This is a genomic window from Leptospira johnsonii (assembly GCF_003112675.1).
Classification (GTDB): Bacteria; Spirochaetota; Leptospiria; order Leptospirales; family Leptospiraceae; genus Leptospira_B; species Leptospira_B johnsonii.
In genome coordinates, this window is record NZ_BFAY01000011.1 from 683,877 (window position 1) to 707,666 (window position 23,790).

The 23,790-nt window shown below is 41.1% G+C and carries 23 protein-coding genes; 9 read left to right on the top strand and 14 right to left on the bottom strand.

Going from position 1 to position 23,790, the window contains the following annotated elements:
* Complete coding sequence (locus tag LPTSP_RS12120) at positions 1 to 2,388, bottom strand: ATP-binding protein (protein ID WP_245915559.1); 2,388 nt, start codon at positions 2,386 to 2,388, stop codon at positions 1 to 3.
* A gap of 289 nt (positions 2,389 to 2,677) precedes the next feature.
* On the bottom strand, positions 2,678 to 3,109 hold the full coding sequence (locus LPTSP_RS12125; protein ID WP_108928992.1) for an SET domain-containing protein: 432 nt from the start codon (positions 3,107 to 3,109) through the stop codon (positions 2,678 to 2,680).
* A 173-nt stretch (positions 3,110 to 3,282) separates the two neighbouring features.
* Here LPTSP_RS12125 and LPTSP_RS12130 point away from each other — a divergent pair, with 173 nt between their 5' ends.
* From LPTSP_RS12130 to LPTSP_RS12145, 4 genes are all read left to right on the top strand, one after another.
* Positions 3,283 to 3,768, top strand: a complete 486-nt coding sequence (locus tag LPTSP_RS12130) for an RNA pyrophosphohydrolase (RefSeq protein ID WP_108928993.1) — start codon at positions 3,283 to 3,285, stop codon at positions 3,766 to 3,768.
* Positions 3,765 to 4,193, top strand: coding sequence for a globin domain-containing protein (locus LPTSP_RS12135; RefSeq protein WP_108928994.1), 429 nt, complete (start codon positions 3,765 to 3,767; stop codon positions 4,191 to 4,193). Before LPTSP_RS12130 ends, LPTSP_RS12135 begins: the two co-directional genes overlap by 4 nt.
* 36 nt (positions 4,194 to 4,229) lie before the next feature.
* A complete protein-coding gene (locus LPTSP_RS12140) occupies positions 4,230 to 4,517 on the top strand; it encodes an acylphosphatase (RefSeq protein ID WP_108928995.1) in 288 nt (95 codons plus the stop codon).
* A gap of 82 nt (positions 4,518 to 4,599) precedes the next feature.
* Entirely contained in the window at positions 4,600 to 5,724 is a 1,125-nt protein-coding gene (locus tag LPTSP_RS12145; RefSeq protein ID WP_108928996.1) for a TolB-like translocation protein, read from the top strand.
* Between the two features lie 38 nt (positions 5,725 to 5,762).
* On the opposite strand, the gene LPTSP_RS12150 is transcribed toward LPTSP_RS12145, so the two are convergent.
* Positions 5,763 to 7,043: an MFS transporter gene (locus LPTSP_RS12150; protein WP_108928997.1), complete on the bottom strand. Its 1,281-nt coding sequence runs from the start codon at positions 7,041 to 7,043 to the stop codon at positions 5,763 to 5,765.
* Positions 7,044 to 7,222: 179 nt separating this feature from the next.
* Here LPTSP_RS12150 and LPTSP_RS12155 point away from each other — a divergent pair, with 179 nt between their 5' ends.
* Positions 7,223 to 9,139 carry a gamma-glutamyltransferase family protein gene (locus tag LPTSP_RS12155; protein WP_108928998.1) on the top strand — a complete coding sequence of 639 codons (1,917 nt, stop codon included), beginning with the start codon at positions 7,223 to 7,225 and terminating at the stop codon, positions 9,137 to 9,139.
* Positions 9,140 to 9,151: 12 nt separating this feature from the next.
* A complete protein-coding gene (locus LPTSP_RS12160) occupies positions 9,152 to 10,171 on the top strand; it encodes an aldo/keto reductase (RefSeq protein ID WP_108928999.1) in 1,020 nt (339 codons plus the stop codon).
* A 6-nt stretch (positions 10,172 to 10,177) separates the two neighbouring features.
* Here LPTSP_RS12160 and LPTSP_RS12165 read toward each other — a convergent pair whose 3' ends face one another.
* The 5 genes from LPTSP_RS12165 to LPTSP_RS12185 all read right to left on the bottom strand — a co-directional run bounded on the left by LPTSP_RS12165 (position 10,178) and on the right by LPTSP_RS12185 (position 15,584).
* Positions 10,178 to 10,870, bottom strand: coding sequence for a hypothetical protein (locus tag LPTSP_RS12165; protein WP_108929000.1), 693 nt, complete (start codon positions 10,868 to 10,870; stop codon positions 10,178 to 10,180).
* 101 nt (positions 10,871 to 10,971) lie between these two features.
* Positions 10,972 to 11,661, bottom strand: coding sequence for a potassium channel family protein (locus tag LPTSP_RS12170; RefSeq protein ID WP_108929001.1), 690 nt, complete (start codon positions 11,659 to 11,661; stop codon positions 10,972 to 10,974).
* 12 nt (positions 11,662 to 11,673) lie between these two features.
* The gene (locus LPTSP_RS12175) at positions 11,674 to 13,476 is read right to left on the bottom strand and encodes a TrkH family potassium uptake protein (protein ID WP_108929002.1); all 1,803 of its coding nucleotides are present in this window, start codon (positions 13,474 to 13,476) and stop codon (positions 11,674 to 11,676) included.
* A gap of 6 nt (positions 13,477 to 13,482) precedes the next feature.
* Entirely contained in the window at positions 13,483 to 14,256 is a 774-nt protein-coding gene (locus LPTSP_RS12180; protein ID WP_108929003.1) for a hypothetical protein, read from the bottom strand.
* A 2-nt stretch (positions 14,257 to 14,258) separates the two neighbouring features.
* Positions 14,259 to 15,584, bottom strand: coding sequence for an amidohydrolase family protein (locus LPTSP_RS12185; protein WP_108929004.1), 1,326 nt, complete (start codon positions 15,582 to 15,584; stop codon positions 14,259 to 14,261).
* A gap of 108 nt (positions 15,585 to 15,692) precedes the next feature.
* Between LPTSP_RS12185 and LPTSP_RS12190 the strand changes: the two genes are divergently transcribed.
* Together LPTSP_RS12190 and gmd are read left to right on the top strand one after the other, a co-directional pair.
* Positions 15,693 to 17,057: an MATE family efflux transporter gene (locus LPTSP_RS12190; protein ID WP_476737795.1), complete on the top strand. Its 1,365-nt coding sequence runs from the start codon at positions 15,693 to 15,695 to the stop codon at positions 17,055 to 17,057.
* 99 nt (positions 17,058 to 17,156) lie between these two features.
* The gene (gmd, locus tag LPTSP_RS12195; protein ID WP_108929006.1) at positions 17,157 to 18,179 is read left to right on the top strand and encodes a GDP-mannose 4,6-dehydratase; all 1,023 of its coding nucleotides are present in this window, start codon (positions 17,157 to 17,159) and stop codon (positions 18,177 to 18,179) included.
* Positions 18,180 to 18,198: 19 nt separating this feature from the next.
* On the opposite strand, the gene LPTSP_RS12200 is transcribed toward gmd, so the two are convergent.
* The 4 genes from LPTSP_RS12200 to LPTSP_RS12215 all read right to left on the bottom strand — a co-directional run bounded on the left by LPTSP_RS12200 (position 18,199) and on the right by LPTSP_RS12215 (position 21,075).
* Entirely contained in the window at positions 18,199 to 18,834 is a 636-nt protein-coding gene (locus LPTSP_RS12200) for a DNA-3-methyladenine glycosylase family protein (protein WP_108929007.1), read from the bottom strand.
* Positions 18,827 to 20,044 (bottom strand): Crp/Fnr family transcriptional regulator, encoded by a 1,218-nt coding sequence (locus tag LPTSP_RS12205; RefSeq protein ID WP_108929008.1) that lies wholly within the window; start codon positions 20,042 to 20,044, stop codon positions 18,827 to 18,829. The genes LPTSP_RS12200 and LPTSP_RS12205 overlap by 8 nt, the downstream gene beginning before the upstream one ends.
* Before the next feature lie 96 nt (positions 20,045 to 20,140).
* Positions 20,141 to 20,731, bottom strand: coding sequence for a tetratricopeptide repeat protein (locus LPTSP_RS12210; protein ID WP_108929009.1), 591 nt, complete (start codon positions 20,729 to 20,731; stop codon positions 20,141 to 20,143).
* A 59-nt stretch (positions 20,732 to 20,790) separates the two neighbouring features.
* Positions 20,791 to 21,075: an LIC10235 family protein gene (locus LPTSP_RS12215; RefSeq protein WP_010513869.1), complete on the bottom strand. Its 285-nt coding sequence runs from the start codon at positions 21,073 to 21,075 to the stop codon at positions 20,791 to 20,793.
* A gap of 477 nt (positions 21,076 to 21,552) precedes the next feature.
* Here LPTSP_RS12215 and LPTSP_RS12220 point away from each other — a divergent pair, with 477 nt between their 5' ends.
* Entirely contained in the window at positions 21,553 to 22,152 is a 600-nt protein-coding gene (locus LPTSP_RS12220; protein WP_108929010.1) for a hypothetical protein, read from the top strand.
* On the opposite strand, the gene LPTSP_RS12225 is transcribed toward LPTSP_RS12220, so the two are convergent.
* The gene (locus LPTSP_RS12225; RefSeq protein WP_108929011.1) at positions 22,145 to 22,912 is read right to left on the bottom strand and encodes a glycerophosphodiester phosphodiesterase; all 768 of its coding nucleotides are present in this window, start codon (positions 22,910 to 22,912) and stop codon (positions 22,145 to 22,147) included. The two genes, LPTSP_RS12220 and LPTSP_RS12225, sit on opposite strands and share 8 nt — an antisense overlap.
* Positions 22,912 to 23,721: a hypothetical protein gene (locus tag LPTSP_RS12230; RefSeq protein WP_108929012.1), complete on the bottom strand. Its 810-nt coding sequence runs from the start codon at positions 23,719 to 23,721 to the stop codon at positions 22,912 to 22,914. Before LPTSP_RS12230 ends, LPTSP_RS12225 begins: the two co-directional genes overlap by 1 nt.
* Positions 23,722 to 23,790: the final 69 nt, after the last annotated feature.

Genomic DNA, 23,790 nt, shown 5'->3' on the forward strand with positions numbered 1-23,790 from the left:
TTAGAAACTTTTCGTGTAAAAGTATTCGATCAGGTCCCTGATCTTATAGGGTTTTTCCAGAAGGTCGTTAATTCCGAGTACGGAAAGTTTTTCCTTGGTTTCATTTCCGAAATCAGTTCCTGAGACAAAAATTTTCAACTCAGGACATTCTTTTTTGATGGTTTCCAAAAATTCCAAGGAAGAAAGATTTTCAAGATCCAGATCGATGACGATCAATGCCACAGAAGATTTGAATTTGTTTAATATTTCATGCGCCTTTTTCGCGCTTTCCGCTCCGATCACTCTAAATCCCAAGGCCAACATTTGGTCCTGTAGGATTTCCGATAAATACGTGGATTCTTCGACTACTAGAATAATACCTGTAGAGGTTTGAGGATCTTTTGCGGAACTTTCTATAAATTGAGAAGCCTTGGTCTTTGCCACAGGAAAGAATAATCGTATGCTTGTGCCTATTCCCAATTGGGAACTGACCTGTACCATTCCCTCATGGTTTTGCATGATCCCATAGACCATGGACATTCCAAGACCACTTCCTTGGTTCTTGGTCTTCGTAGTGAAGAACGGCTCGAAGATCCTTTTTTTGGTTTCTTCGCTCATTCCTTCTCCGTTATCCGAAATCTCGATACAAAGATATTCTGCTGGTTCTGAAAGAGGGAACGATTCCCTAATACTTGATCCTTGCACACCAAACGCACGGATTGAGATCTCTCCTCCATCTGAAAGTGCATCTCTTGCATTTAGACATAGATTAATAAGCACCTGCTCCAATTGAGAATAATCTCCCAAGATTGTAGGAAGTCCTTCTTTGCAGTCTTTTTTGAATTTTATTTTTTCGGAGAATGTAGGGACCAAAAGATCAACCGTTTCATTTACCAGCTGGTCGACAAAGATCGTTCTAAATCCGCCGCCTCCTTTTCTAGCTAAGGAAAGAAGTCTCCGAACTATGATCGCTCCTCTTCCTGCAGCCGCATTGATAGAACGTGACATGTCCAATAAAGAAGCGAATTTGGAAGATTCCAGTTGCATTCTAGTCGCATACCCGGAAATGATCTGAAGAATATTATTAAAATCGTGAGCGATCCCGCCCGCCAAAGTTCCGATCGTTTCTAATTTTTTCGATTCTATAAGTTGGTCTTCTAACTTACGACGAAGAGTATCGTCCATTAGATATCCTCGGATAGAATCTATACTTCCCGACTTATTGAATGTAGCGAAATAATTTCCCGTGGTATGGATGGGTAATCCATTCTTTTCCTGAAAAAATTCTTCGTGGGTCTCTAATCTGGAATTGATCTGTATCTTCTGTAAGAAAAAGGAATAATCATCATAAGAAGGAAAAAGATCCGCAAAATTTTTCAGAGAAACTTCTGCTTGGGACTCGAAACCGAACATTTTTAGGAATGAAGAATTGGCAGCTAAAATATTTCCGGAAGGGTCTGTGATAAAATTCGCGGAAAGATTTTCTTCGAAAAATTTTCGGTATTGTTCTCGGCTCTGTAGAAGTTTACCTTCTATCCTTCTTCTTTTTTGTAGCTCTTTTCTGGAATCACTTGTAGCCCTTCCCGTGATCAAAGCGACTACGCATAAGATCCCCAAGTTCAATAAAAAGATAAGTTCTTTATCGTCCTTAAACCATTGGTAATGTTCTGAACGTCCAAATAGGACCGGAAATACGAAGGTCACCATTTGTACCCAGATATTAGCGATCAACGCCATAGTGATCCCGTATCTCAAGGAGGCCCAAAGAACGAATAACGCAAATACGAACCAGTATTCTAAGGAAGGAATGATCGCACCGAAAACACCGCAGAGTAAGAATACTGATAGGATCTCTATAATCCTTTTGGGCTTTAAATTTCTGAGTCTAGTTCGATCCCAACTTGTTTCTCTTTTTTCCCAGGCACCTTCCGTTCTTGCCCAACCTTTTAGCTCCATCCAAGGAGTAGCCCATAACAGAATCGGGACGGAAACGCTCAATGTGTCGAATAACGTGGCTCCTATTCCTTGAATAGAGGATACGAGCAACTTATCCTGAGAAAGATCACCAAATAGAACAAGCCCACCGGCGACTAAAAATCCGTTACATATCGCAGCAGGGAAGGCAACCCAGAGTAAAAATCGTACAGTCTCTCTTAAATCCGGCAAGGAAGACTTTCCTTTTTTCCATTTAATAAAGAAGAACCAGGAAATCCCCACTGCCAAAACTTCCCAAAGACAATAAATGGGATATTTATCCACATCGTGAAGCCCCCAGAGGTTGGCGGTGAATAATGCGTTGGCGTACATAGCGGGTAACGTGCGTGCCGGTCCCCACCAAAAACATAATACGATACCGATAGGAATAGGAAGATAGGATATGGAGACCCCGGTATCCACTTGGAAAGCCAAGGAGGCTTTGGAAGCGAAATGAAACAGGATTAACGGAAGGATCCAAGTCCAATAAGGCAGCGCCTTATTTTCTATAAAGGCAGTTCCTCCACTGTTTTTTTTTATGTCGGATAAAAAATTCAGAACCGCGCCCCAGGTTCCAATATTCCTTATCGTTTAAAGGGAATCCACTCTTTGCAGGAAATAGGGTTAAAATTAATGATTTTGATCCCTGAAACTTTTTGTTTCCTATACGAAAAAAATCGAGTTATTCGTTGTTAAATGGGAGTTGATCGCATCTAAGCAGAACTTAGTTCTGCTCCACAGGTGAGACATCTAGATGGATCCAGTATTCGTCTCCATAGTCGAAGAACAATTCCTCGCCTGCTCTGATCTTGCGCATTGCTTCGAATCTCGCAGTCTTCCATCGAGTAGAAACCACTAATCTTACATTCGGTTTAGAGCTATGATTGATATAACGAGTATAGTTGGATTCTTTACCTTCTCCATAGATCCAATGATCTTTGCAGATCCAAAGTAAATACTTGGACTCACAGTATCTTGCGGAGTTGGCCGACTTATCGTCAAGGACCCTACCGGTATAAAATCCGACAGTATCACCTTTGACTAGGTCTTGTTTGGAGAATAATCCCATTCCGATTCCGGGTATCTCGGATTCCCTAATTTCGAAATCCTTCTCTGAGAATACTCGAGGTCTGCGAATTTTATATCTGACCGACATCGTGAGAAACATCTCCTCCTATTAGATCGGAATATTAATCCAAAGAATCTTATGCCCTCTCTTTGTCTATCCGCAATTGATTTATCATATTTTTCTACTAAACGTATATTACTTTAGGTCCAAATTTTTTTATAGGCTTGTCTCTCGAATATATGATGTAAATCTCTACTAAGATGGACAAACCGTATAGAAAGAACGTAGGGATGGTGGTCTTCAACTCTAAAGGAGAGGTTTTAGTAGGAGAAAGACTCAATTTTAAAGGCTCTTGGCAGTTTCCTCAAGGAGGAATAGATAATGGAGAAGATCCTAATACTGCCGCTCAAAGAGAACTTTTAGAAGAAGTAGGCATCCAAGACGCTAAGATCATCTATGAATATCCAAGTTGGATCAATTATGATTTTCCTGAGTCCCTACATTTAAGCTCTAATCTTAAAAAGTATAAAGGCCAAACCCAAAAATGGTATCTTCTATATTGGAACGGTAAAGCAGAAGACTGTAATCTAACGGCTCATGAGCAAGAGTTTGAAAGAGTGAGATTCATTCCCTTCCAAGAATGCCTTTCGACCGTGGTCTCGTTTAAGCAAGATGTGTATCGACAACTAGTCCAAGAGTTCCAACCTAAGATTTCGGATTTTCTGAAGAAGGGATCTTCAGCATGAGCGCGACATTCTATACTCCTCCCGGAGGACCTCCTCCTCCCAGTCCGCGCCTCAGAGAATTATTTGCAAAGGTTGGAGAAGATTCCATTCGGGAACTTGTTTCCGTTTTCTATGATCAAATAGCAGTCAGCGAAATTCGTTGGATGTTTCCTGAAGATCTAGAAGAGAGCAAAGTAAAGTCAGCAGACTTTATGGTACAAGTTCTTGGAGGTCCGCCCTATTATGTTCAAAAATACGGGCCTCCAAAAATGAGAGCTAGGCATCTTCCATTTCCGATCGATGAAAAAGCAAGAAGGGTTTGGCTTTCCTGTTATCGTAAGGCGATAAAAGACTGGGAAGCAGACGAAGAATCTAAAGAAATACTTTGGCAGTTTTTGCAGGATTTCTCCTCTTGGATGGTAAATAAGGCTTCTTCTGAAGAATGAGGAAGTATAATTTAGCTCCTAGGAGTTATAATGTGAATGGCTGCAAAAAACAATTCTAGAGCAAAAATCAGGATCCGAGGAGCCGTACAAGGAGTTGGTTTTAGATATTTTGTGCTACAAAGAGCGCAAGAGAATCGACTCAAAGGTTACACTATGAATCTTCCTACTGGAGAAGTAGAAGTTGTAGTGGAAGGAGACAAAGTTTTTATCGAAGATTTGTACAAAGCAGTTCAAAGAGGACCTTCTAAAGCTAAAGTAACGGAAGCTACAATCCAATGGGAAGACGCTAAAAATACGTTTAGGACTTTCGAGATCAAACGTTGATCTTATCCCCTTTGGGAAGTTCACCGGGTTCGATCGAATAAATTTTACTGACGAAACCTGGTTTTTTTCGGAGAATGACTGTATGCAAGCGAAGGATACATCAAAAAATAAACTTCTGAACCTTGCTCTTTTCCGAATTCTCGGATCTATCTTTATCATATCGATCTTACAAAATCCGATCTTCTCAGTCACTCCTACTCCTGTTTCTTTTATGAGTCCGGTATATGCCGTTCAGGAAGACAAAGGTATCTTAAGACTGATCTCCATTTCTTCGATCAATGGAAAAACGGGACTGGTTTATACAGGAACCCAAGAGAAAGGGATCCCGGTTTTCAGAAAACAGAATTATATTCTTTTTAAAACTTCCAAAGATCTGAATCTATTAAACTTAACTAACTCTAAAGTTAAGACAATCAAAGGTACTAGAGACGCGTTTCCCGGCAATAGCGGGTTCTTGAAAGATAAATCCATTGTGATCTTCTCCAGGAAAAATGGCGATAGATGGGAAACAGTATTATACGACTACGAAAAGGAGAAGGAGATAAAATCCCTTCCGGGTTACCAACCTTTCGTTTCTCCGGATCAAAAAAATCTGGTATTGATAGGCAACGAAGTACGTTATTCGGAACATGGAGAAGAATCCCTCAGAGTTCCCATCCATAAGTATTCTCTAGAAACTTCCGAATTAAAAACACTCGCTTGGATAGAAAGCGGGAAATTACAGATCACTGATGTATATACGGTTGCAGAAGATCTGGTTTTAGTACGTATATCAACGGAAAAGGAAAACAGACTTTATAAACTTCCTTCTTTAACTGGAGAATTGGTCAAGTTCTCCGATCCATTCTACCCTTTTCCGATAAACCCTCAGTCCAAAGAGCCTAGGGAAAACAAAGAACAAGTAAACATCAGTTTTAGTCCCGACGGAAAAGTTCTGTCCTTCACAGAAAGAGCGGACGGAAAATTGGGAAACATAGTAGTCGTAGATCTAAAAACCAAACAAAGATACGATTCTTCGTTTGTAGGTTGTTTCCCTGTGGTCAAAAACGGATCCGTCTACTTTTTAGGAGATCCTGAATTCGTAAAACAATCCAAGGACCAGGAATATAGACCTTATAATAATTATACTCTATATGAATTAGATTATAAAAAAGATAAGATCCGCTCTATTACTCCAATATCCGGAAAAGTAGAACTTCTGGAATAGATCCTACGATGATCTATGACCTGTATTGCATTATAATTTTATGATGCGAATTCAGGTGTTTCGGAAAGTTTTACTTCTTCCTTCTCAGTTGATACTGCAAAGATCCCAAGCGCGGTGATCACACATAATGTTCCTGCAAATATGAACGCAAGATCGTATTCTCCCTGCACCGTGCGGATATAACCTGCTCCAAATGCGGCAACCGCAGCTCCGATCTGATGGAATGCGACCACCCAACCGAACATCAATCCGACTTTTTCTCTTCCGAATATTTTAGCTGTTAATGCGACTGTAGGAGGAACGGTAGCAATCCAATCTAATCCGTAAAATACTGCAAAGATAGAAAGCCTATTCGATTCTGGATCGAATGCTTGAGGCAGTAATAATAAAGAGATCCCTCTCAATCCATAATACATAAATAACAGAATTTTGTTATTCACTCTGTCCGATAGCCAACCAGAACCCACTGTGCCGACCAGATCGAAAATTCCCATCAATGCCAAAAGACCAGCGGCTCTTACTTCCGGGATCCCGTGATCCGAACATGCAGGTACTAAGTGAGTCCCTACAAGTCCGTTTGTACTTGCGCCGCATACGAAAAAACTTGCTGCAAGAATCCAAAAATTCCTAGATCTCAATCCGACCTTAAGTGCGGTGATCGCCTCCATGAATGGATTTCCGGAAACAGGTAGGATCCCTTCTTCTTCACTTTTTGCTCCATAAGGTAAGAGTCCGGATCGTTTAGGAGAATCTTTCATTAAGAAGAATACTGCAGGAAGAAGTATCGCTATAATAGAAGCCACCCCATAGACTGCGTTTCTCCATCCCGCTTGTTCCGTTAGAGAAGCCAAAAACGGAAGAAAAATGATCTGACCTGTGGCTGTGCTCGCCGTTAAAATTCCCATGAGAAGTCCTCTATGAGAAACGAACCAACGATTGACCACTGTGGCTCCTAAAACTAAGGCAGCCATCCCCGAACCGAATCCGACCATCACTCCCCATAGAACTACTAATTGCCAATTTGTTCGCATAATCGTTGTTAGCAGAATTCCGGTGATCAATAGTCCGAGCGCGAATATCATAATTCGTTTTATGCCAAAACGATTCATTAGCCCTGCGGCGAATGGTCCGACAAGTCCGTACAATAGAAGATTTACAGAGACTGCAAAAGAGATCGCGGATCTATCCCAACCGAATTCTTTTTCGAGAGGAATGATCAGAATTCCAGGCATGGACCGCACTCCTGCGGCAACGATCAAAGTGAAGAAGGTAATGATCAAAACGATCCAAGCATAATGAAAAGAAAAACGTCTGCTCAAATTAAGCCTCTATAATCCGGACCGGGAGATCCTTTCGAATTCCCTATTTATGATTGGACTATACTTCCATTTAAAAGTTATAAATTCCGTTCATTCCTTTCTGAGCTTTCAAGTATAAAAAAATCTTGCTCGTTCCTTCGGAAGAATTAGAAAGATCCTCTCGCAGTGAAGAGGAAATCATGAAAAAAATCCTAACGTATTCTTTAGCAGGGATGCTAGTCGTCGTTCTAGTTCTTGTAATATTATATTACGCAACTTCCCAACCGGGGGAAACTATGAGCTTCCAAGATCCGTATCATACGGAAAGACCTACAGCCCAAGGTTCTAAGCTGATGGTTGCAAGCGGTCATCCTCTCGCCACCAAGGTCGCTCTGGAAATTTTAGAGAAAGGTGGGAATGCCGCTGATGCAGGAGTGGCTGCTCTTTTAGTCCTGAACGTAACCCAAGGAGAAGAGGCCTCTTTTCCTGGAGTAGCTCCTCTACTTTACTACGACCAGGCAGATAAAGAAGTTCATAGTTATATCGGAGTTGGGACTGCACCCGCAAAAGCTACGATAGAATATTTTAAATCCCGAGGACATGAGTCCATTCCAATGTTGAAATATTCTTCTCAGTTGGTTCCTGCCTCTCCAGATGTGATCGTTGCATTACTCAAAAAATACGGGACAAAATCTTTTGAAGAAGTAAGTAAACCAGCCATTCAAATCGCAGAAGAAGGTTTTCCGGTTCATAGAATTTTAATGAGGAATCTGAACATAGGCGTTTTCAAAAGATTAGGTCTTAAGTTTTTACTTCCTTATAACGCAAAAATTTACGTGGGAGACAAATGGTGGAAACCGCTTCACCAAGGAGAAAGATTCAAGAGACCTGCATTATCCGCAACCCTGAAAGAACTAGCAGAAGCGGAGAAGACGGCCTCTTCTTCCGGAAAAAACCGCGCAGAATCTTTGGAAGCAATTCGGGATTATTTTTATAAAGGACCGATCGCAGACAAGATCGCAAAAGCTCACGAAGAACATGATGGCACCATGGTGAAATCTGATCTAGTGAGATACAGCGCAGACTGGGAAGTTCCCTTACACGGAAATTACGGGCCTTATACTATATTCTCCAATCGTACTTGGAACCAAGGAGCGGTTGTTCCGATCGTTTTGCAAATTTTAGAAGGGATAGATCTAAAATCCATGGGGCATAACTCCAAAGAGTATGTTCACACTGTAGTACAAGCGATCGAACTAGCAATGGCGGATCGTGAAAAATATTTTGGAGATCCTGCTTATGTTTCCGTTCCGGAGAAAGGACTTCTTAGTAAAGAATACGCTGCAGAAAGAAGAAAGTTATTACAATCCAAAGCATTCGGAAAGACTCCTCCGTCGGGAAATCCTTTCTTATTCGAATCTCCTGCAAGCGCCAAAAAGTTCGCCTACCAAAAAGAAGATCGGATCGTTTTAAATGAGGGATCTTTCTTTGATCTTACCCCCAGTTTTTGGGAAAGAACTGAATCCGGAAAAATAGGAAGAGATACTACTTACCTGAGTATTATCGATTCCAAAGGAAATTCTTTGTCCTTAACTCCGAGCGATTTCCCTCAGTCTCCAATCATAGAAGGTGATATCACATTAGGGATCAGAATGACCCAATTTCGTTTAGACCCGAACCACCCGTCCGCATTGGTTCCAGGAAAAAGACCTACAATTACGCCTAACGCGTCAATGGTATTCAAGGATGGAAAATTCTGGATGAGTTTCGGGACTCCAGGTGGGGACATGCAGACCCAGGCGGTAGTCCAAGTGTTCTTAAATTTAGTAGTCTTCGGGATGAATCCACAAGATGCAGTGAATGCCCCTCGCTTCCGTTCTTTGAACTGGCCCGATGCATTCTCACCCCATAAATATTATCCGGGAAGAATAGAATTAGAAGAAGAGATCTATAAAAAAGAAGGAAAAGCGCTCGAAGCGCTTGGTTACGAAGTCAAAGAAAGAGAAAAATGGGAATACGACTTTGGGGCTCCTTGTATTTCTTTAAAAGATCCTAAAACAGGGATTTTATATGGCGGAGCCGACCCCAGAAAGGAATCCTGGGCGGAAGGAAAATAAAAAGAGGTAAGAATGAAAAAAAGAAGGCTTGGAAAAACAGGGATGGTGGTTTCCGAAATTTGTATGGGAACCATGACTTTCGGTTCCAGTTGTGATGAAAAGGAAGCACATCGAATTTTGGACAAAGCCTTCGATTCAGGTATAGATTTTTACGATACTGCTGAAATCTATCCTGTTCCTCCGGAAGCGGAGTATGTTCATGCTACTGAAAAATTTTTCGGCAATTGGTTAAAAACTAAAAAGAGAGAATCTATCCTGATCGCTACCAAGGTTTGTGGCCCTGGTCATGGATGGTTCACTCCTCCAGTGAGAGAAGGTAAGACTGCGTTAGATCGCAGAAATATCAAAGTAGCGATAGAAGGTAGTCTAAAAAGACTTGGAACTGATTATATAGACTTATACCAAACACATTGGCCGGATCATGATTTCGGATACGAAGAAACATTAGAAGCTTTGACCGAATTGATAGACGAGGGTAAGGTCAGATATATAGGAAGCAGTAACGAAACCGCTTGGGGGACCATGAAAAGTTTGGAAGTCTCCCGAACCAACAAACTTGCCAGATACGAATCCATCCAAAACAATTTCAGCATTTTGAATCGAAGATTCGAAGACGCTCTTTCCGATATTTGCAGAAGAGAACAGATCAGTCTACTTCCTTACTCTCCTTTGGCAGGAGGAGTATTGACTGGAAAATACAACGGACCTACCCCGCCGGAAAACGCAAGATTCACACGTTATGCAAAACTTCCTACAGAAAGACAAAGAAGAATGGCAAATCGTTTTTTGAACGAAGGCACTCTTGCCTCCACAAAAGAACTCATGGAAATCGCTAGGGAAGCGGGGATTAGTGTGACCACTCTTTCGGTTGCTTGGTCCAAACAACATGACTATGTGGCTTCTACCATAATTGGAGCTAATACAGTAGAACAATTAGAAGAAAGTTTAAAGGCAGCGGATCTAATCTTGTCGGACGATATTTTGAAGAAGATAGACGAGGTTTCTAAAAAGATACCTTATCCTATGGGATAAGCAATGTTATCTCCAAACTTCTTCTTCGGAGATAACTTCGCGTTTTTCTCCTGCGAAATTAGGAAATGATTTAAAAAAGCCGGTGATTAGATAAGGGATCACGTCGAACATCGGCCCGGATCTACCTTCTCCTTCCACGTTTGCTTTTAAAAGTACGCTGGAAGGAAGTCCTCTATAACGCTTTCCATCATAGATCACTAATTTAAAGATCACATCGTAAAAATTTTCGTAATAAGGACTGGCGCCAGAGATCCTGGAATTACCGAAATTCCCCATAAATGCAAAAGGAGAATATCCTCCTACACCTCCTAAAATAGGGACCGCTGCTAATCTGCTGGAAGTCCCACCGTAAGAATGGTATCTCATTCCTCTGGCGCTAGTCCATCCGCCAAAGGCGCCTAGGTCTGCTCTATGATCGATTACACTTCCTCTTGGAAAAATTAATATATCGTAATGTACTAATTGATCCGCCCTGGAGATATCCACCTCTTTGTAGCCCTTCTCCGCAAATTTTTCACGGATCAGATCCTCGTTTTCACGAATAATAATGGGCGGCGCTTGACCGAAAAACGGAAGGAATGCGTAGGTTTTTTCGTAGTAGCGAATATGATCTGATCTTTCCACCTCTACCTGGGATTTTACCTGGAGAGGGGAACAAAAATTGTATCCTAATAATAGCAAAAGGATCAGAACTCTCATGGCTTTATATTCTTTCGACCGGATCGAACTAGATTTTACTCCCAAATCCGATCGTTTTCATTTAAAATTCGATCGTTTTATGTAAAAGTTTTAGGAGACTCTTAACGTTTTCCGATCATCTGTTCTAGATCTTCGGTTTTTCCGAACAGAACTAAGATGTCACCTTCCGACAATACGAGATTAGGAGAAGGAATTCCTAAAACCTCTTCGTCTTTTCGGTCCGATTTTCTCCTGGTCTTCTTAGGCCTTTTAACTGTGATCAGATTTAAGTTCCAATCTTCTCTCAGTTTGGCTCCTTGGACGGTTTTACCTTGCATATGTTTCGGGACCACGGCTTCTAGAATTCTATAATCTTGCCCGAGTAAGGTAACACCTTTTACGCTGCTGTTTGCAAGTTGTTCCGCCATAGACTGAGCCGCTTGTTCTTCCGGATTGAATAGGCTCTCGATCCCCAACATCTGCAAAACCCTTTTGTTCAGATCGGATTGGTAACGGGCGAATATATTGATCGCTCCGATCTTCTTTAATGCGTCTGCTGTCACGATCAGATTTTCAAAATTATCTCCGATCGCCAGCACAACCGCATCCATTTCGTCCAAACCGTGCTCTTTCAATTCGGATTCGTCTGTGGAATCGATCGCCACACAGTAGGTAGAAAATTCTCTGATACGATCTATCTTGTTTTTATCCTGGTCGATTGCTGTGACTTCGTGTCCGTCTTCATAAAGTCTTTTTATAAGTTCTATCCCGAAATCTCCGAGGCCGATGACTGCGATCCTTTTCTTTCTCATTCAAACCTTCCTTTAACCGACCACAACATATTCTTCAGGATACCAATATCTTCTGGGTTTTCGTTTTGGTACAAACGCTAATAATACAGTCAACACTCCTACCCTGCCCACAAACATTACAAAACATAAAAGTAATTTTCCGGGAGCCTCAAACTTAGAAGTGATCCCTCTAGAAAGACCCGTAGTTCCATAAGCGGAAACTACCTCATAACAAATATCCAGAAAGGGCAAAGGTTTCTCGAAACAGATCAAAAATAATATCCCCAAGAATATTATAAACATGGAAAGTACGATCGCAACTGACGCCCTGGCAAGAGAATTTTCAGCGACAGTTCGCCCGAAAACATCCACTCTTTCCTTTCCAGTAAAAAATTGATTAAACTGTAAAACGGCAAGTGCCAATGTGGAAGTTTTGATCCCACCTCCGGTAGAATTGGGAGAAGCTCCCACCCACATCAGAAATAAACTCACAAACACCATCGGAATTCCCATTGAAGAAGTATCCAAGGTATTAAATCCTGCGGTCCTTGTTGTTACCGAATAGAATAAAGAGTGAAATGCCTGGTCATACCAACTTAGGCCCTTCAAACTAAAATTCCTTTCCAATACCCAGTAGGATATCCAACCGAAGAGCAATAAGATTACCGTAGTGATCAGTATCAGTTTAGAACCCAAGGAAAAACGCTGCCGAAATGATTCTCCATCAAATCTGATCTTCTTTAAAAGCTGATTCACAGTCGGAAAACCTAGGCCTCCAAATACGATTAAGACCATCAATATAGAAAGAAATGAATAAGATCCTTTAAAATAGGGCTCTGCCAATCCTTTCGGAAAAAGAGCAAAACCTGCATTACAAAATCCTGTTATAGAATGAAATACGGATTGGAAGATGAGTTCCTTTTGAGAAAATCCCAGCTCTTTCGGAAATGTTAAGTATAGAAAAACGGAACCGATGCCTTCTATCGCAAATGTCTGGTAAGCAACCTGTTTTAGAATAGAGCCCGCCCTTCCTATAGACTCTTGGCTGAATAAATCCTTGACGATCAGTTTTTCAGTAACGGAAACCTGTCCTTCTAAAACCAATGCGAAGAATACCGTCAGAGTCATCAATCCCAGACCGCCCAGTTGGACAAGCACCATCAAGATCACCTGTCCCGTCCCTGTCAGATCCTGAGAAACATCAATCGTACTGAGACCAGTCACACATACCGCACTCACCGCAGTGAAAAAAAGATCCACCAATTGGATTGGCCTAGCCTCCGCCCTAGGGAGGCATAAGGCAGCAGTTCCTAAAAAAATAAGGATCGCAAAACTTCCGGTCATCACCAAAGAAGGAGAAATTTTTCCGAGAGAAAGCCTGGCCCTTCGTAAAAAATGCGCAAATCCTCCGAATGCCAAAGTCAATTGGCTTAACGATAAGAATAAGAGTACAACTTCTTCTGTTCTTTGCTGGGAAAGAATAGATTCTATTTTTTCTTCAAAGAAGAATTGTAAGATCACTAGTAAGACTACAAACGCTTCTATCTTATGTAATTTTAAATAAATACGATAGTGAGTTAATGTGAATAGAAAACTTAAAAATTCGTAAATTACCAAATACCAAACTATAGTAACCGTAATCAATCGAAGCGGATGGATCCATTCCGGGGGAAAATAAAATCCATATAGAAAGATCAGTATAAAAAGAGAAACAATACCTAGAACACCGAATATAAATCGTAATATAGGCTTGATATTCCCTTCAAAAAAGAGCGAGATCCTTCCCCATTTGGAAACCAATTTTATCCGTAAGTTAGGATCTAAAAAAGGACTCATGTTCTATTAGAAACGAGTGCCGAAAAATTCGAATTCCATTCTATATTCGAAATTTCTGGAATACAATCCGTATCCTGGGATCGTTTTAGGATGTATCGTTTCGGAAAGTTTATCTGGCACAGTGGGATTCGGAGTAGGACTCTGTGGTTGATTTTCCAACTTCATACGATCATAATCTCTCAAATCCAGCCAGGCATTGGCTAAGGCTAGGGTAGAAGCCACACCGAATACGATCCATCCTCCTTCGAACGTTTTTTGGTAACCTGGATCTGCAGCAGATAAAGCCCCATATGCAACGCCGGCGGCAATTGGAAATGTCATAAAGAATATGATCGAAAAACGGCGAAGTCTGGATTCGGTATAAGGTTGATGATCGCTCCCGAATTCTTCTAATTTCCTTTTACGATCTCTTGCCTGCTCTTGTTGTCTTTGCAAAGCTTCGGTATTCACTTCTCCAGTGACCGGATTGAAGAGACCGTCGTCGCTTCTACCTTGGACTGGATTCGTAGTCCTTCTAGTCCCTTGGCTTCCTGTAGAAGTAGGCAAACCAGTTTGAAAAGGAACCTGCACATTTCTAGGATTTACCAAGACAGGTTTGTCCATTTTCGGAGGAAGAGAATATTCTCTAAATCCGTCGGGAGATTTTTCATCTTTATAATTTCTTAAATTATAATCGTACGGATCCGAGAAATCGCTTTGATTCTGGGAAAATGCCGGAAAAGCAAAAGCTAGGATAATAGAAAGAGCGACTAACTTGTTGAATCTAAAAAAGGATCTCATCTTTAGAGAATTACCCCTTGCTCTGATCCTATCCTTCCGGAAAGAATTTCGGATGTATATTGAAAAGAATCCTTTCTGATCTCTTCCAAAAGTTTTCTGTCCAGTCCCAAACTTTCCGCCTTATCATATTCTTCTTTGATATTGGTACCGAAAATTCCAGGATCATCCGTGGAAATCGTAAATTTCAGACCATTACGAGCGAATCTGACTAAAGGATGATGAGCTTTATCTTTTACCATCCCGATATATTCATTGGAACTAGGACAAGACTCTATGACCGCATTCGTTTTTTTGATCCGATCCATACAATACTCTTGAAATACCTTTGTTTCAGAGACCAGGTTTTCAGTAACGGAAATTTCTACCTTCTCCTTATGTCGGATCAAATCCAATTCCGATTCTAATCTTTTTTTAGGAGTTAATTCTCCGTATTTGGAAATTTCTTCCCAGTGGTCTAATTGGAATTTGAGTGTGTCTTCTCTTTCGGAAACGGGCTCTAAAACTTTTTTTCCAAGATATGCATCCGGATCCAAACCAACTGCAATGGCATGTCCTAACCTATGCGCTCCCCATTCTGCCGCCTCTAAAACCCAGCGAGACGCAGAGAGAAGGGTCTTGTCCAAGAAAGACTCTCCCACATGATAAAGAACGGTAAGCGCAGTAGAAGTTTCCGCAATATTATCTTTTTGTACTTCTTTTAAAAATTCCCTTTTACCTTTAGGTGGGAAACCTTCTTCAATATAACAAAAATCTAATCCGACTAGATATTTTTTGATGAGTGGATCCTTTTCCATCATCTCTTTTAACATTTCGTATTCTTTAAAAACTTCTCCGTCCCTATGTAAGGAAACTATCAGACGGGATCTAGCTTTCCCGGAAAGTTCGGACTCTGCTTCTTCAAAACCCTCACATGCGGCTAAAGTTTTGGAATAAATACCTTCGTAAGTGTCGAGTGGAGAATACATGATACGATATTCTCCAAAGATCACACCTTCTTCGTATTGATCTTTTGTGATATGTTTAGATACAAATTTGATCTCTTGAGGATCGAACTTGGAAAGTGCAATGATCAGGTTAAACTTTGCTTGGAATTCAGGAAAAGGACCTTGGTGATTGAATAAGTAGATCTTTTTAAAATCTTCTAAAGATTTATGATCTTCGAAGAAGGTCTCAGTGTTGATGGACTTCCCGTAAAGTTCTTGGAAAGGTTTTGTAAAAATTTCCCAACGAGGAGAAGGATTATTCAATCCCATCTGCCTAAGAAGTTCGGGTTTGAGACTACCGTAAAGATGATTATGAAGATCTGCAAATCCTAGATTCGAATCCATGTTTCTTCTACGCTTTTAAGTCACCTTAACTCTCTCGTTACCGGGATAAACCGTTTTTCATGGAAAAAAAGTTGTTTGCACAACCCTTCTTTCAAAGCTGGAAACTACTTGGTTCCTTCATACAAAAAAATACTCAGACTCTATCACCCAAGCCGATTAAACGTTAAAATCCTTTCTTTAGCCTTGCCAGTTGTGTTCGGAATGCTCAGCCAATCTTTGGTTTGGATTACGGATACAGTTATGGTCGGATACTTAGGACAAAATGCGATCGCAGCCATAGGTATAGGCGGAACCTGTTATTACACTCTCGTTGCGTTCCTGATCGGATTCTCAATGGGAGTACAGATCATAGTCGCAAGAAGATTTGGAGAAGGTAAGAGATCGGAGATCGGAAAAGTAGGAGTTTCTACATTTTATCTCTCCATATTTTTAGGATGTGTTTTATCCATATCAGGACCTTGGTTTTCAGAAGGGCTCATGTTTTGGATCGGTCCTGAAAAAACTGTAAACACACTCGGGACCGAATATTTATATTTTAGATTTATAGGCAGCGGATTTTATTTTTTAGGATTTTGTTTCAGAGGATTCATGGATGGTCTTGGATTGACCAAGGCAGGTTTTGTTTCCATGGCGGTAACTACTATCGCTAACATAATCTTAAACTGGATACTGATCTACGGGAACCTAGGATTTTCTCCTATGGGGATCGGAGGAGCAGGACTTGCATCTTCCCTAGCAGGATTTGCTGGACTCTTGGTATTTCCTATATTCTTTTTTTATTATAGACTTGGGAAATATTTCGAAGGAGTAGCCCTTTTTCCCAGCAAAGAACATTTAATAGAAATTTTTAAAGTTGGGATCCCTCCCGGCTTCGAAGAAGGTTTAGTCAACGTTGCATTTGTGATCTTCTCCAAGATCCAAGGATTGATCTCGGTACTTGCAGTTGCGGCATCGAACGTTCTATTTTCTACTTTAAGTTTTGCATTCTTACCCGGATATGCATTTGGAGTAGCAGCGACCACGATCTTAGGACAAGCGATGGGCGCAAAAAAATACAAACTTGCCTATCATTCCGCATTTCGTTCCGCTTTCATTTCTGCACATGTGATGGGATTCATAGGTTTATGTTTTATCTTCTTAGGAAAAACGATCGTGTATGCGATGACCAGAGACCAGACCTTGGTGGAAGAATGTTATCCGGTGCTTCTATTATTGGGAGTTATCCAGATAGGAGATGCATACCATATGGTGATTGGCGCTGCCTTGAGAGGAGCAGGTTTACAGAACTATGTCTTTAGGATCTATATTCTTCTCACATATGCTGTCATGCTTCCATTAGCTTATCTTTTCGGGATCGTATGGAAAGGTGGAACTCTTGGGATCTGGGCAGCTATATTCGTTTGGATTGCATCACTTTCCCTGATTTTCATCTATGAATTCAGAAAGAAAAATTGGGTAAAAGGGACGGTTTAAACCCCTTGTTGGAAGTCCTACAAATATTGGAATTTCGGACCAGTTTGGTAATCTAATCCTTCTTGCCCCAATAACAAACCCGGGGTTTTTGGTTCCAGAATGAAAAAGGCGCTTATTACAGGGATCACTGGACAGGATGGGTCCTATCTTACCGAACTTCTTTTGGAAAAAAAATACGAAGTACACGGGATCGTTCGAAGAACCAGTTCCTTAAATCGGGATCGGATCGAACATCTAAGAGGAAACCCTCACCTTTTTCTACATTACGGAGACTTAACCGATTCCAGTAACCTAAACAGGGTTTTGGAAAAAGTACAACCGGACGAAATTTATAACCTAGCCGCTCAATCTCACGTAGGAGTCTCTTTCGAAGTTCCAGAATACACTGCAGAAGTAGACGCAGTCGGAACTTTAAGGATTTTAGATGCGATCAAACAAACAGGAGTGAAGTCCAGATTCTACCAGGCCTCCACTTCCGAATTGTACGGAAAAGTGCAAGCCGTTCCTCAGGACGAAAAAACCCCATTCTATCCTAGATCTCCATACGCAGTCGCAAAATTATACGCATATTGGGCAGTCGTAAATTATAGAGAAGCATTCGGATTACATGCTTCCAACGGAATTTTATTTAATCATGAATCTCCAAGAAGGGGAGAAGGTTTCGTAACCAGAAAGATCACCTTGGGAGTTGCGGGCCTGGTCTCAGGAAAAGGAGGCCCGATCCATTTAGGGAACCTGGACGCAAAAAGAGACTGGGGATACGCACCTGATTACGTAAACATGATGTGGATGATGCTACAACAATCAGAGCCAGACGATTATGTAGTAGCCACCAACGAAACACATACAGTCAGAGAATTTATAGAAGAATCCTTCAGACATCTGGACATCCAACTAGAATGGAAAGGCAAAGGAGACCAAGAGAAAGGTTATAATAAGAAGGACGGAAAACTTTTAATCGAAGTAGATCCTTCTTTTTACAGACCGACCGAAGTGGATCTTTTGATCGGAAATCCGGAAAAGGCAAAAGCAAAACTAGGCTGGGAACCCAAGGTCAAGTTCAAAGAATTAGTAGAGATCATGATCAAGTCCGATTGTAAAGCTTTCGGGATCAATATCTAATCGCGATCCGATTTCGATCTTATAAATTCTCTATCCCGGCTGCAGCTCTCCATAAGTACCAAGAAAAAATAGTACGATAAGGAGAATATCCAGAGGTGAATTCTAAAATTTCTTTTTTAGAATTCATAGCGATCCCATAATTATTCTCAATAGATTTTCGTAGGATCAGATCGTTATAAGAAAAATGATCCCAACGATCCAAGGAAAACATCAAAACCATTTCCGCAGTCCAGGGTCCCACACCTTTGATACTACAAAGAAGATCCAAAACTTGCTGATCATCTAGCTTAGAAAGTTTTCTATCCGAGATACTTCCATCCAGATAAGCCTTTGAGATCAGCTTCACCGCTTCTATCTTTGCGAATGAAAGTCCTGCTTTTCTCAATTGTGATTTGGAAAGTTTAACAAGAACATCAGGTTTAGGGAATTGCTTTCCATTTCCATAATATTCTTTGACTCGATTCTCCATTGTTCTTGCAGCTTTGACGGATAACTGCTGGCTGATCACGGATCTAAGAAGAACGTAATAAGGAGTCCCCATCATCTTATGAGTACAGGGTCCTATGGTTTGGATGATCTTTTGCGTAATTAAGTCTTTTTTCTTGAGCCAGAGGACCGCCTTACGCAAGCGAGCCTCTCGATCGGTACTAGGCACGTTTTTTGATCTTAGCGTCTATCTGGGATTTTTTGCGGAATGCTTGTACTAATTTCTCTAATTCGACAAGGTCCGTGCAGGAAATTTTTCCCTGATCCAATTTGATAAATTTATTTTTAGAGATCAGATCCAAGACCAAGTTCTCGTCTTTAGGATAGGTCAATCCCACCATCTTGATCAAGTCTTTGGTACCGATCTCGAAATTGTAGGTAGACTTAGGAATAACTTTGACCCTGTTTTTCTCCACAAGAGTGAGTAACGTATCTGCGACCCTTCCTTGAGGATCGGAAATCAGCAAGTTAGCAAGCTGTTTATAAGCGGTCCAGATCCTTTCCGAAAGAAGAGTGATCAGCCTAGTAGCCAATTGCGGCTGAGCCTTGACCATTCCTTCGAAGTTTGCTTTATTGATCGCAAGCAACTGCACTTCGCCCCAAGCGATTGCAGAAGCGGATCTAGGTTTATTATCTAAGAGCGCCATTTCTCCGAAAATGTCCCCGCTCTGTAATACCGCGAGTAGAACTTCGTTAGAGTCCACGATCTTTGTGATCTTTACTCTTCCGTGTTGGATGATATACAGTTCTCTACCAGGCTCGTGCTCGCAAAAGATCATCTCGTTATCCCCGTAAGAACGGTTAAACTTTGTATAATCGATCGGAGGAGGAGCAACCGGTTGGTTGACAGTCTGTAATTTCAGTTTTGCCTGAGTGGCAAATTGACCATTCGGAAGATATTGCAGATATTTTTGGAAAGCGTAGGCAGCGTGAAGAGTGTTCTTCTGGTTAAAGTAATATTCTCCGATCGCGAATAATTGGTTCGGATCTTCTTCTATAGCAGTGCGGAAAGACAGACGAGTGATCGTAGAGTCAAACTGTCTGAGTTTCATGGAGAAGTAGCGAATGATCTTCATCGCTACCGGAGTATTTTTTTGGATCAGAGTTCCGAACTGATCATAGCTAACCTGAATTAAGGAAACATCAGTTAAAGCGATCGCAGATTCGATCTGAGCGTGCTGGCTCATCGCAGCAACCACTCCGAAAAAATCTCCCGGGCCCAAAAGTTGGTTCGGATCCTCGCCTACTACTTGGTTTTCGCGGGTGACCCTGACCTTGCCCTGTCGAATGATAAAGAAATTATGGGCTTCTTTCTTGCCTTCGACGATGACATAGGACCCTTTCGGGTAATTCACGATTTGAAAGAAGCCGTTGGACATACTTACCAGAGATTAAAAATTTCTTCCGTGGGAATTCAACTATAAACTAGTATCGGCTCGCAATCAGGGAATTCGGACCGAAATCCGAGTATTTCCTTATTTTTCGCGACAAGATTCCCCTTCCGGAGAAGATTCTTCCCCATCCGAAAGTAGATCGATGCCGGAGAATTCCAGGGCGGCTTTCTCTGCCATGGCTCTGGAGTAAGATTGTCTGCAAATAGAAGAGAAAATCTGCTTCGCCTGGTCGATTTCTCCCATCTTGGCCAGTAGGCGCCCGGCTTCCAAGTAGGATTCTAACCCGAATTCTCCAGTCGGTTCCATTTTATAAAGGTCCAGACTGACTTCTAAAGCTTTCTCGGGACGATCCAACTTCAGAAAACAATCTTTGAGAAGGCTAAGCACCCTGTTTTTTTTAGAATTCCCCGGATAGAGAACCAGGAAGTTACGAAGACTTTCCGCAGCCTTGTAAAAGCGACGGTCCTTATATGCTTCTTCAGCTATCCTAAAGAGAATGTCAGGATCCGAAGGTCCTTGTTTGGAAGGATTTTCCCCTTGGCCAAATGTGGAGAAGGAAAATGAAAAAATAAGAAGGAAGAAGACTAGGATTCGGGAGAGGCCGAGTACTCTTAAAGCTGAGTTAGAAAAGAAAGGAAAACGTATGCCCTTAAAATAAAATCCGGAAAACAAGTGTACCTACCAGAGCTACGCTCTATATAGATTATCAGTCATTTCCCGGATTTTATGAATTACTTTTTTTTATCTATTTTCTTCCGGTGGAATTCGCAGAGGCGATACAACCTGCCAGTAGACGGATTTTTTTTACCTACTTTAGTGCCGCAGACGATACAAAGACCTTCTTTCCTTCTCCTTTGGTAAAGGAGCTGAACCCTCTCCGCCCCAGACAGGTTGTACTTACTAACCTGAATCCGAAATCCTTTGTAGAGGTAATTACCAATAGCTTCAACAGCTTGAGTTTTTACCCCGGCGATGATCTTTTCCAAATCATCGTTAGTGACTTTCTTTGGTTTCATACATGTTAACTGACGTAACAACAGTTATATTCTTACAAAAGTAGTAAAGTGTTTTTAATTTTCCGCATAACACAACATAAAATTTTTTGACAAAACTAGTATTAGGTTACTGTTTTTTTAATAAATTTCTTCGTCAGAGGACTTCCCTGTTTCGGCTAACGATTAACAATTAAAATAATCGATTATTTCGCCCGAGGCAACGTTAAGTCGTTTTACACCAATTCTCAATAAATATGGAAATTTATTTCCATGGCTCTGACATATAACGGAGAATGCATTAGGCGATTATAGCAAAACAAAATGATTTAAACTAACGATGAAAAGCCTAACCTTAAGGGATAGGGAAACGAATATTGTTACTTACTAAAAAATCGTTACTTGAAGGCTTGAACGCCAAAATTGCATTTTTAACGATAGATTTTTTTCGGAAAATAAGTCATATTAGAAGGCAGATTAGTTTTCGACTTTAGGATCTTTATGAAAACAACTGTTCACATATTATTGCTCTTTCTGGCCTTCTTCCAATTAACTTACTGTTCCAAATCGCCTCAAGAAAAAGTAAGAACGATACTTTCAGATGCTCAATTAAACGAAGAAGAAAAGATCAAAATGGCAGCATTCGCCTTATTCGGCGAAAGATTAAAAGAAATAGATCTAGTAAAAACCCAAGATGAAAAAGGGCCTAAATTCGAAGTCTATTTAGGATTCGGCGGAACTTCTGCGCTTACATTCTTAGGTTCAGAAAAATATTCAGATCATATGAAATTAGAATTGGCTCTCGGTACCTATAAATTCCTGCAATCTTTACAGGGATTTCGTTTCGGAAAATATAGAATGAGCCTGATCAAACCTTTTTTCATTAAGAACGGAGAAGCAAGAGGTGCAGAAGAATTCGAGATCTATAGATTCAGAGCCGAAGGAGAAGATTTGAAGAATGTTACCGGCTTCAAAGAAGCGGACGCATTCTCCTCCGACAATTACGATGTTCCTTCCGAAAAGGTAGTAGCAGTCCTAAAAAACATGATAGATCGTTGGCAGGTAGAACTGGACCAATTTGCAAGAGTGGAGATCAAGTAAGAAGTGATCTCATTCTTTTAGGATAATTCGTAAAGATCCCATCCACTCCCAATTCTATTCCGAATTTCAACTCTTCTTCCGTATTCAAAGTATAAACTAGAACCTTAAAACCTTCTTTCTGGATTTTGGAAACCGTTTCCTTATCCAAACCCTTCGAAGAAAGATTCAAACTGAATGCGTTCAATCTAAAACCCAACTCCAAGGCTTCTATCCAAGAAGAAGATTCATCTCCGATCAAGATCCCAAGTCTCGCCTCTACGGATAATTCCCTAAGACGTATCAAAGAGTCCCAACAAAAAGAAGAGAATAACGTTTTATGAAAGAGAGAATTTTGTTTTGTATAGTCTATCAGTTCTTGTTCGATGGGAGTTTCGATCGGGATTTCTTCGTAAGCACCGGATTTGATCTCCACATTTAGACCGATATTCTTGGACTTTAAATAATCCCAGACCTCCCAAAGATCCGGCACCTTCTCCCCTTTAAATCTTGGGTCTTTCCAAGACCCCGCATCCGCCTTACGGATAAAATGAAAAGGAAGATGTTTCACTTCTCCTTTTTGATCCGTAGTTCTATCCAAGGTATCGTCGTGAATGACTACTATCTTTCCGTCGGAAGAGTGAATGATATCCAGCTCTATCCAATCCGCGCCTAGTTCACAGGCGTTTCGGAACGAGCTCATAGTATTTTCTGGATATTCTCCGCTGTCTCCTCTGTGAGCGATTACCCAAGGTTTAGGAAGAAGGAAAGGATCCGAATTCATTAGAAAGCCCAGCCTACAAAAAGATTCAGTCCGAAGCTAGAGCCTGGCAATCTTTCTCCATTCTGGTATGCATACTTTCTATATAATAGATCTCCGATACTTGCAGTCCTATCCGAATAATAAAGATCCGAAACGGAGAATGAATTGTGATAAGGAGAATACCAACTCCATACACCTTCCCATCCGAAAAACAAACCGGAAGTAGTTTGGAATCGGAACCCAACTCCAAAACCCGCATAGTTCCTTGGCCCGGAACTATAAGAATCTTTTTCTAAACGATAAGTATTACCCGCGGATTCCCAGTAAAAAGCGGTTTGGTTCTTTTGGTAATGTTCCCGTCCTAACCAAAGAGAAACAAAAAAAGGAGAATCTGCCACGAACCTTTGGACGAAGAATGCTCCTCCCCAATATCTCTCCTGGTAATTTCTCAACCTTCCGTAAAAATCATGAGGGGGAAGAAAATAAGAATAAGCAGTATCATTATCAAAACGGTTCACATAAGAGTTAACGTAACCGTTGAGCCCAATTGCCCATTGGGAATCCAACATTCTTGCAATCTGAAAAGAAGAATATCTTTCGAGTGCAAAACCGCCGATCTGGTTCTTGAACTTTTCTCTAAGTTCTGGCTGGCTTGGTCCCGAAGGAGTTTTTTCAGGAGGAAGTCCATTCATAGGACCTGGCGCCGGCTCTATAGTTTTATCTGAAGAAGGTTCCGTAGTTTGGGTCCAAACCTGGGAAGATAGAATAAATAGAAGAAGAACGGATAAGATCGGAAAAAACGGTGAGGCCGGTTTTTGAAAGGAGAACATCCCTAGCAAAGACACCCGAAAAAAGAAAATGTCAAGCAGTGGAAAATGAGGAGGGGGAAGAAATTAGCA

What these genes read in the sequence shown, in the direction of transcription:
- LPTSP_RS12215 (WP_010513869.1), bottom strand. Translation starts at nt 21,075, where the DNA reads ATGAAACCAAAGAAAGTCACTAACGATGATTTGGAAAAGATCATCGCC.
- LPTSP_RS12225 (WP_108929011.1), bottom strand. Translation starts at nt 22,912, where the DNA reads ATGAATTCGGATCCTTTCCTTCTTCCTAAACCTTGGGTAATCGCTCAC.
- LPTSP_RS12155 (WP_108928998.1), top strand. Translation starts at nt 7,223, where the DNA reads ATGAAAAAAATCCTAACGTATTCTTTAGCAGGGATGCTAGTCGTCGTT.
- gmd (WP_108929006.1), top strand. Translation starts at nt 17,157, where the DNA reads ATGAAAAAGGCGCTTATTACAGGGATCACTGGACAGGATGGGTCCTAT.
- LPTSP_RS12160 (WP_108928999.1), top strand. Translation starts at nt 9,152, where the DNA reads ATGAAAAAAAGAAGGCTTGGAAAAACAGGGATGGTGGTTTCCGAAATT.
- LPTSP_RS12145 (WP_108928996.1), top strand. Translation starts at nt 4,600, where the DNA reads ATGCAAGCGAAGGATACATCAAAAAATAAACTTCTGAACCTTGCTCTT.
- LPTSP_RS12165 (WP_108929000.1), bottom strand. Translation starts at nt 10,870, where the DNA reads ATGAGAGTTCTGATCCTTTTGCTATTATTAGGATACAATTTTTGTTCC.
- LPTSP_RS12170 (WP_108929001.1), bottom strand. Translation starts at nt 11,661, where the DNA reads ATGAGAAAGAAAAGGATCGCAGTCATCGGCCTCGGAGATTTCGGGATA.
- LPTSP_RS12230 (WP_108929012.1), bottom strand. Translation starts at nt 23,721, where the DNA reads ATGTTCTCCTTTCAAAAACCGGCCTCACCGTTTTTTCCGATCTTATCC.
- LPTSP_RS12205 (WP_108929008.1), bottom strand. Translation starts at nt 20,044, where the DNA reads ATGTCCAACGGCTTCTTTCAAATCGTGAATTACCCGAAAGGGTCCTAT.
- LPTSP_RS12175 (WP_108929002.1), bottom strand. Translation starts at nt 13,476, where the DNA reads ATGAGTCCTTTTTTAGATCCTAACTTACGGATAAAATTGGTTTCCAAA.
- LPTSP_RS12125 (WP_108928992.1), bottom strand. Translation starts at nt 3,109, where the DNA reads ATGTCGGTCAGATATAAAATTCGCAGACCTCGAGTATTCTCAGAGAAG.
- LPTSP_RS12130 (WP_108928993.1), top strand. Translation starts at nt 3,283, where the DNA reads ATGGACAAACCGTATAGAAAGAACGTAGGGATGGTGGTCTTCAACTCT.
- LPTSP_RS12180 (WP_108929003.1), bottom strand. Translation starts at nt 14,256, where the DNA reads ATGAGATCCTTTTTTAGATTCAACAAGTTAGTCGCTCTTTCTATTATC.
- LPTSP_RS12220 (WP_108929010.1), top strand. Translation starts at nt 21,553, where the DNA reads ATGAAAACAACTGTTCACATATTATTGCTCTTTCTGGCCTTCTTCCAA.
- LPTSP_RS12185 (WP_108929004.1), bottom strand. Translation starts at nt 15,584, where the DNA reads ATGGATTCGAATCTAGGATTTGCAGATCTTCATAATCATCTTTACGGT.
- LPTSP_RS12135 (WP_108928994.1), top strand. Translation starts at nt 3,765, where the DNA reads ATGAGCGCGACATTCTATACTCCTCCCGGAGGACCTCCTCCTCCCAGT.
- LPTSP_RS12140 (WP_108928995.1), top strand. Translation starts at nt 4,230, where the DNA reads ATGGCTGCAAAAAACAATTCTAGAGCAAAAATCAGGATCCGAGGAGCC.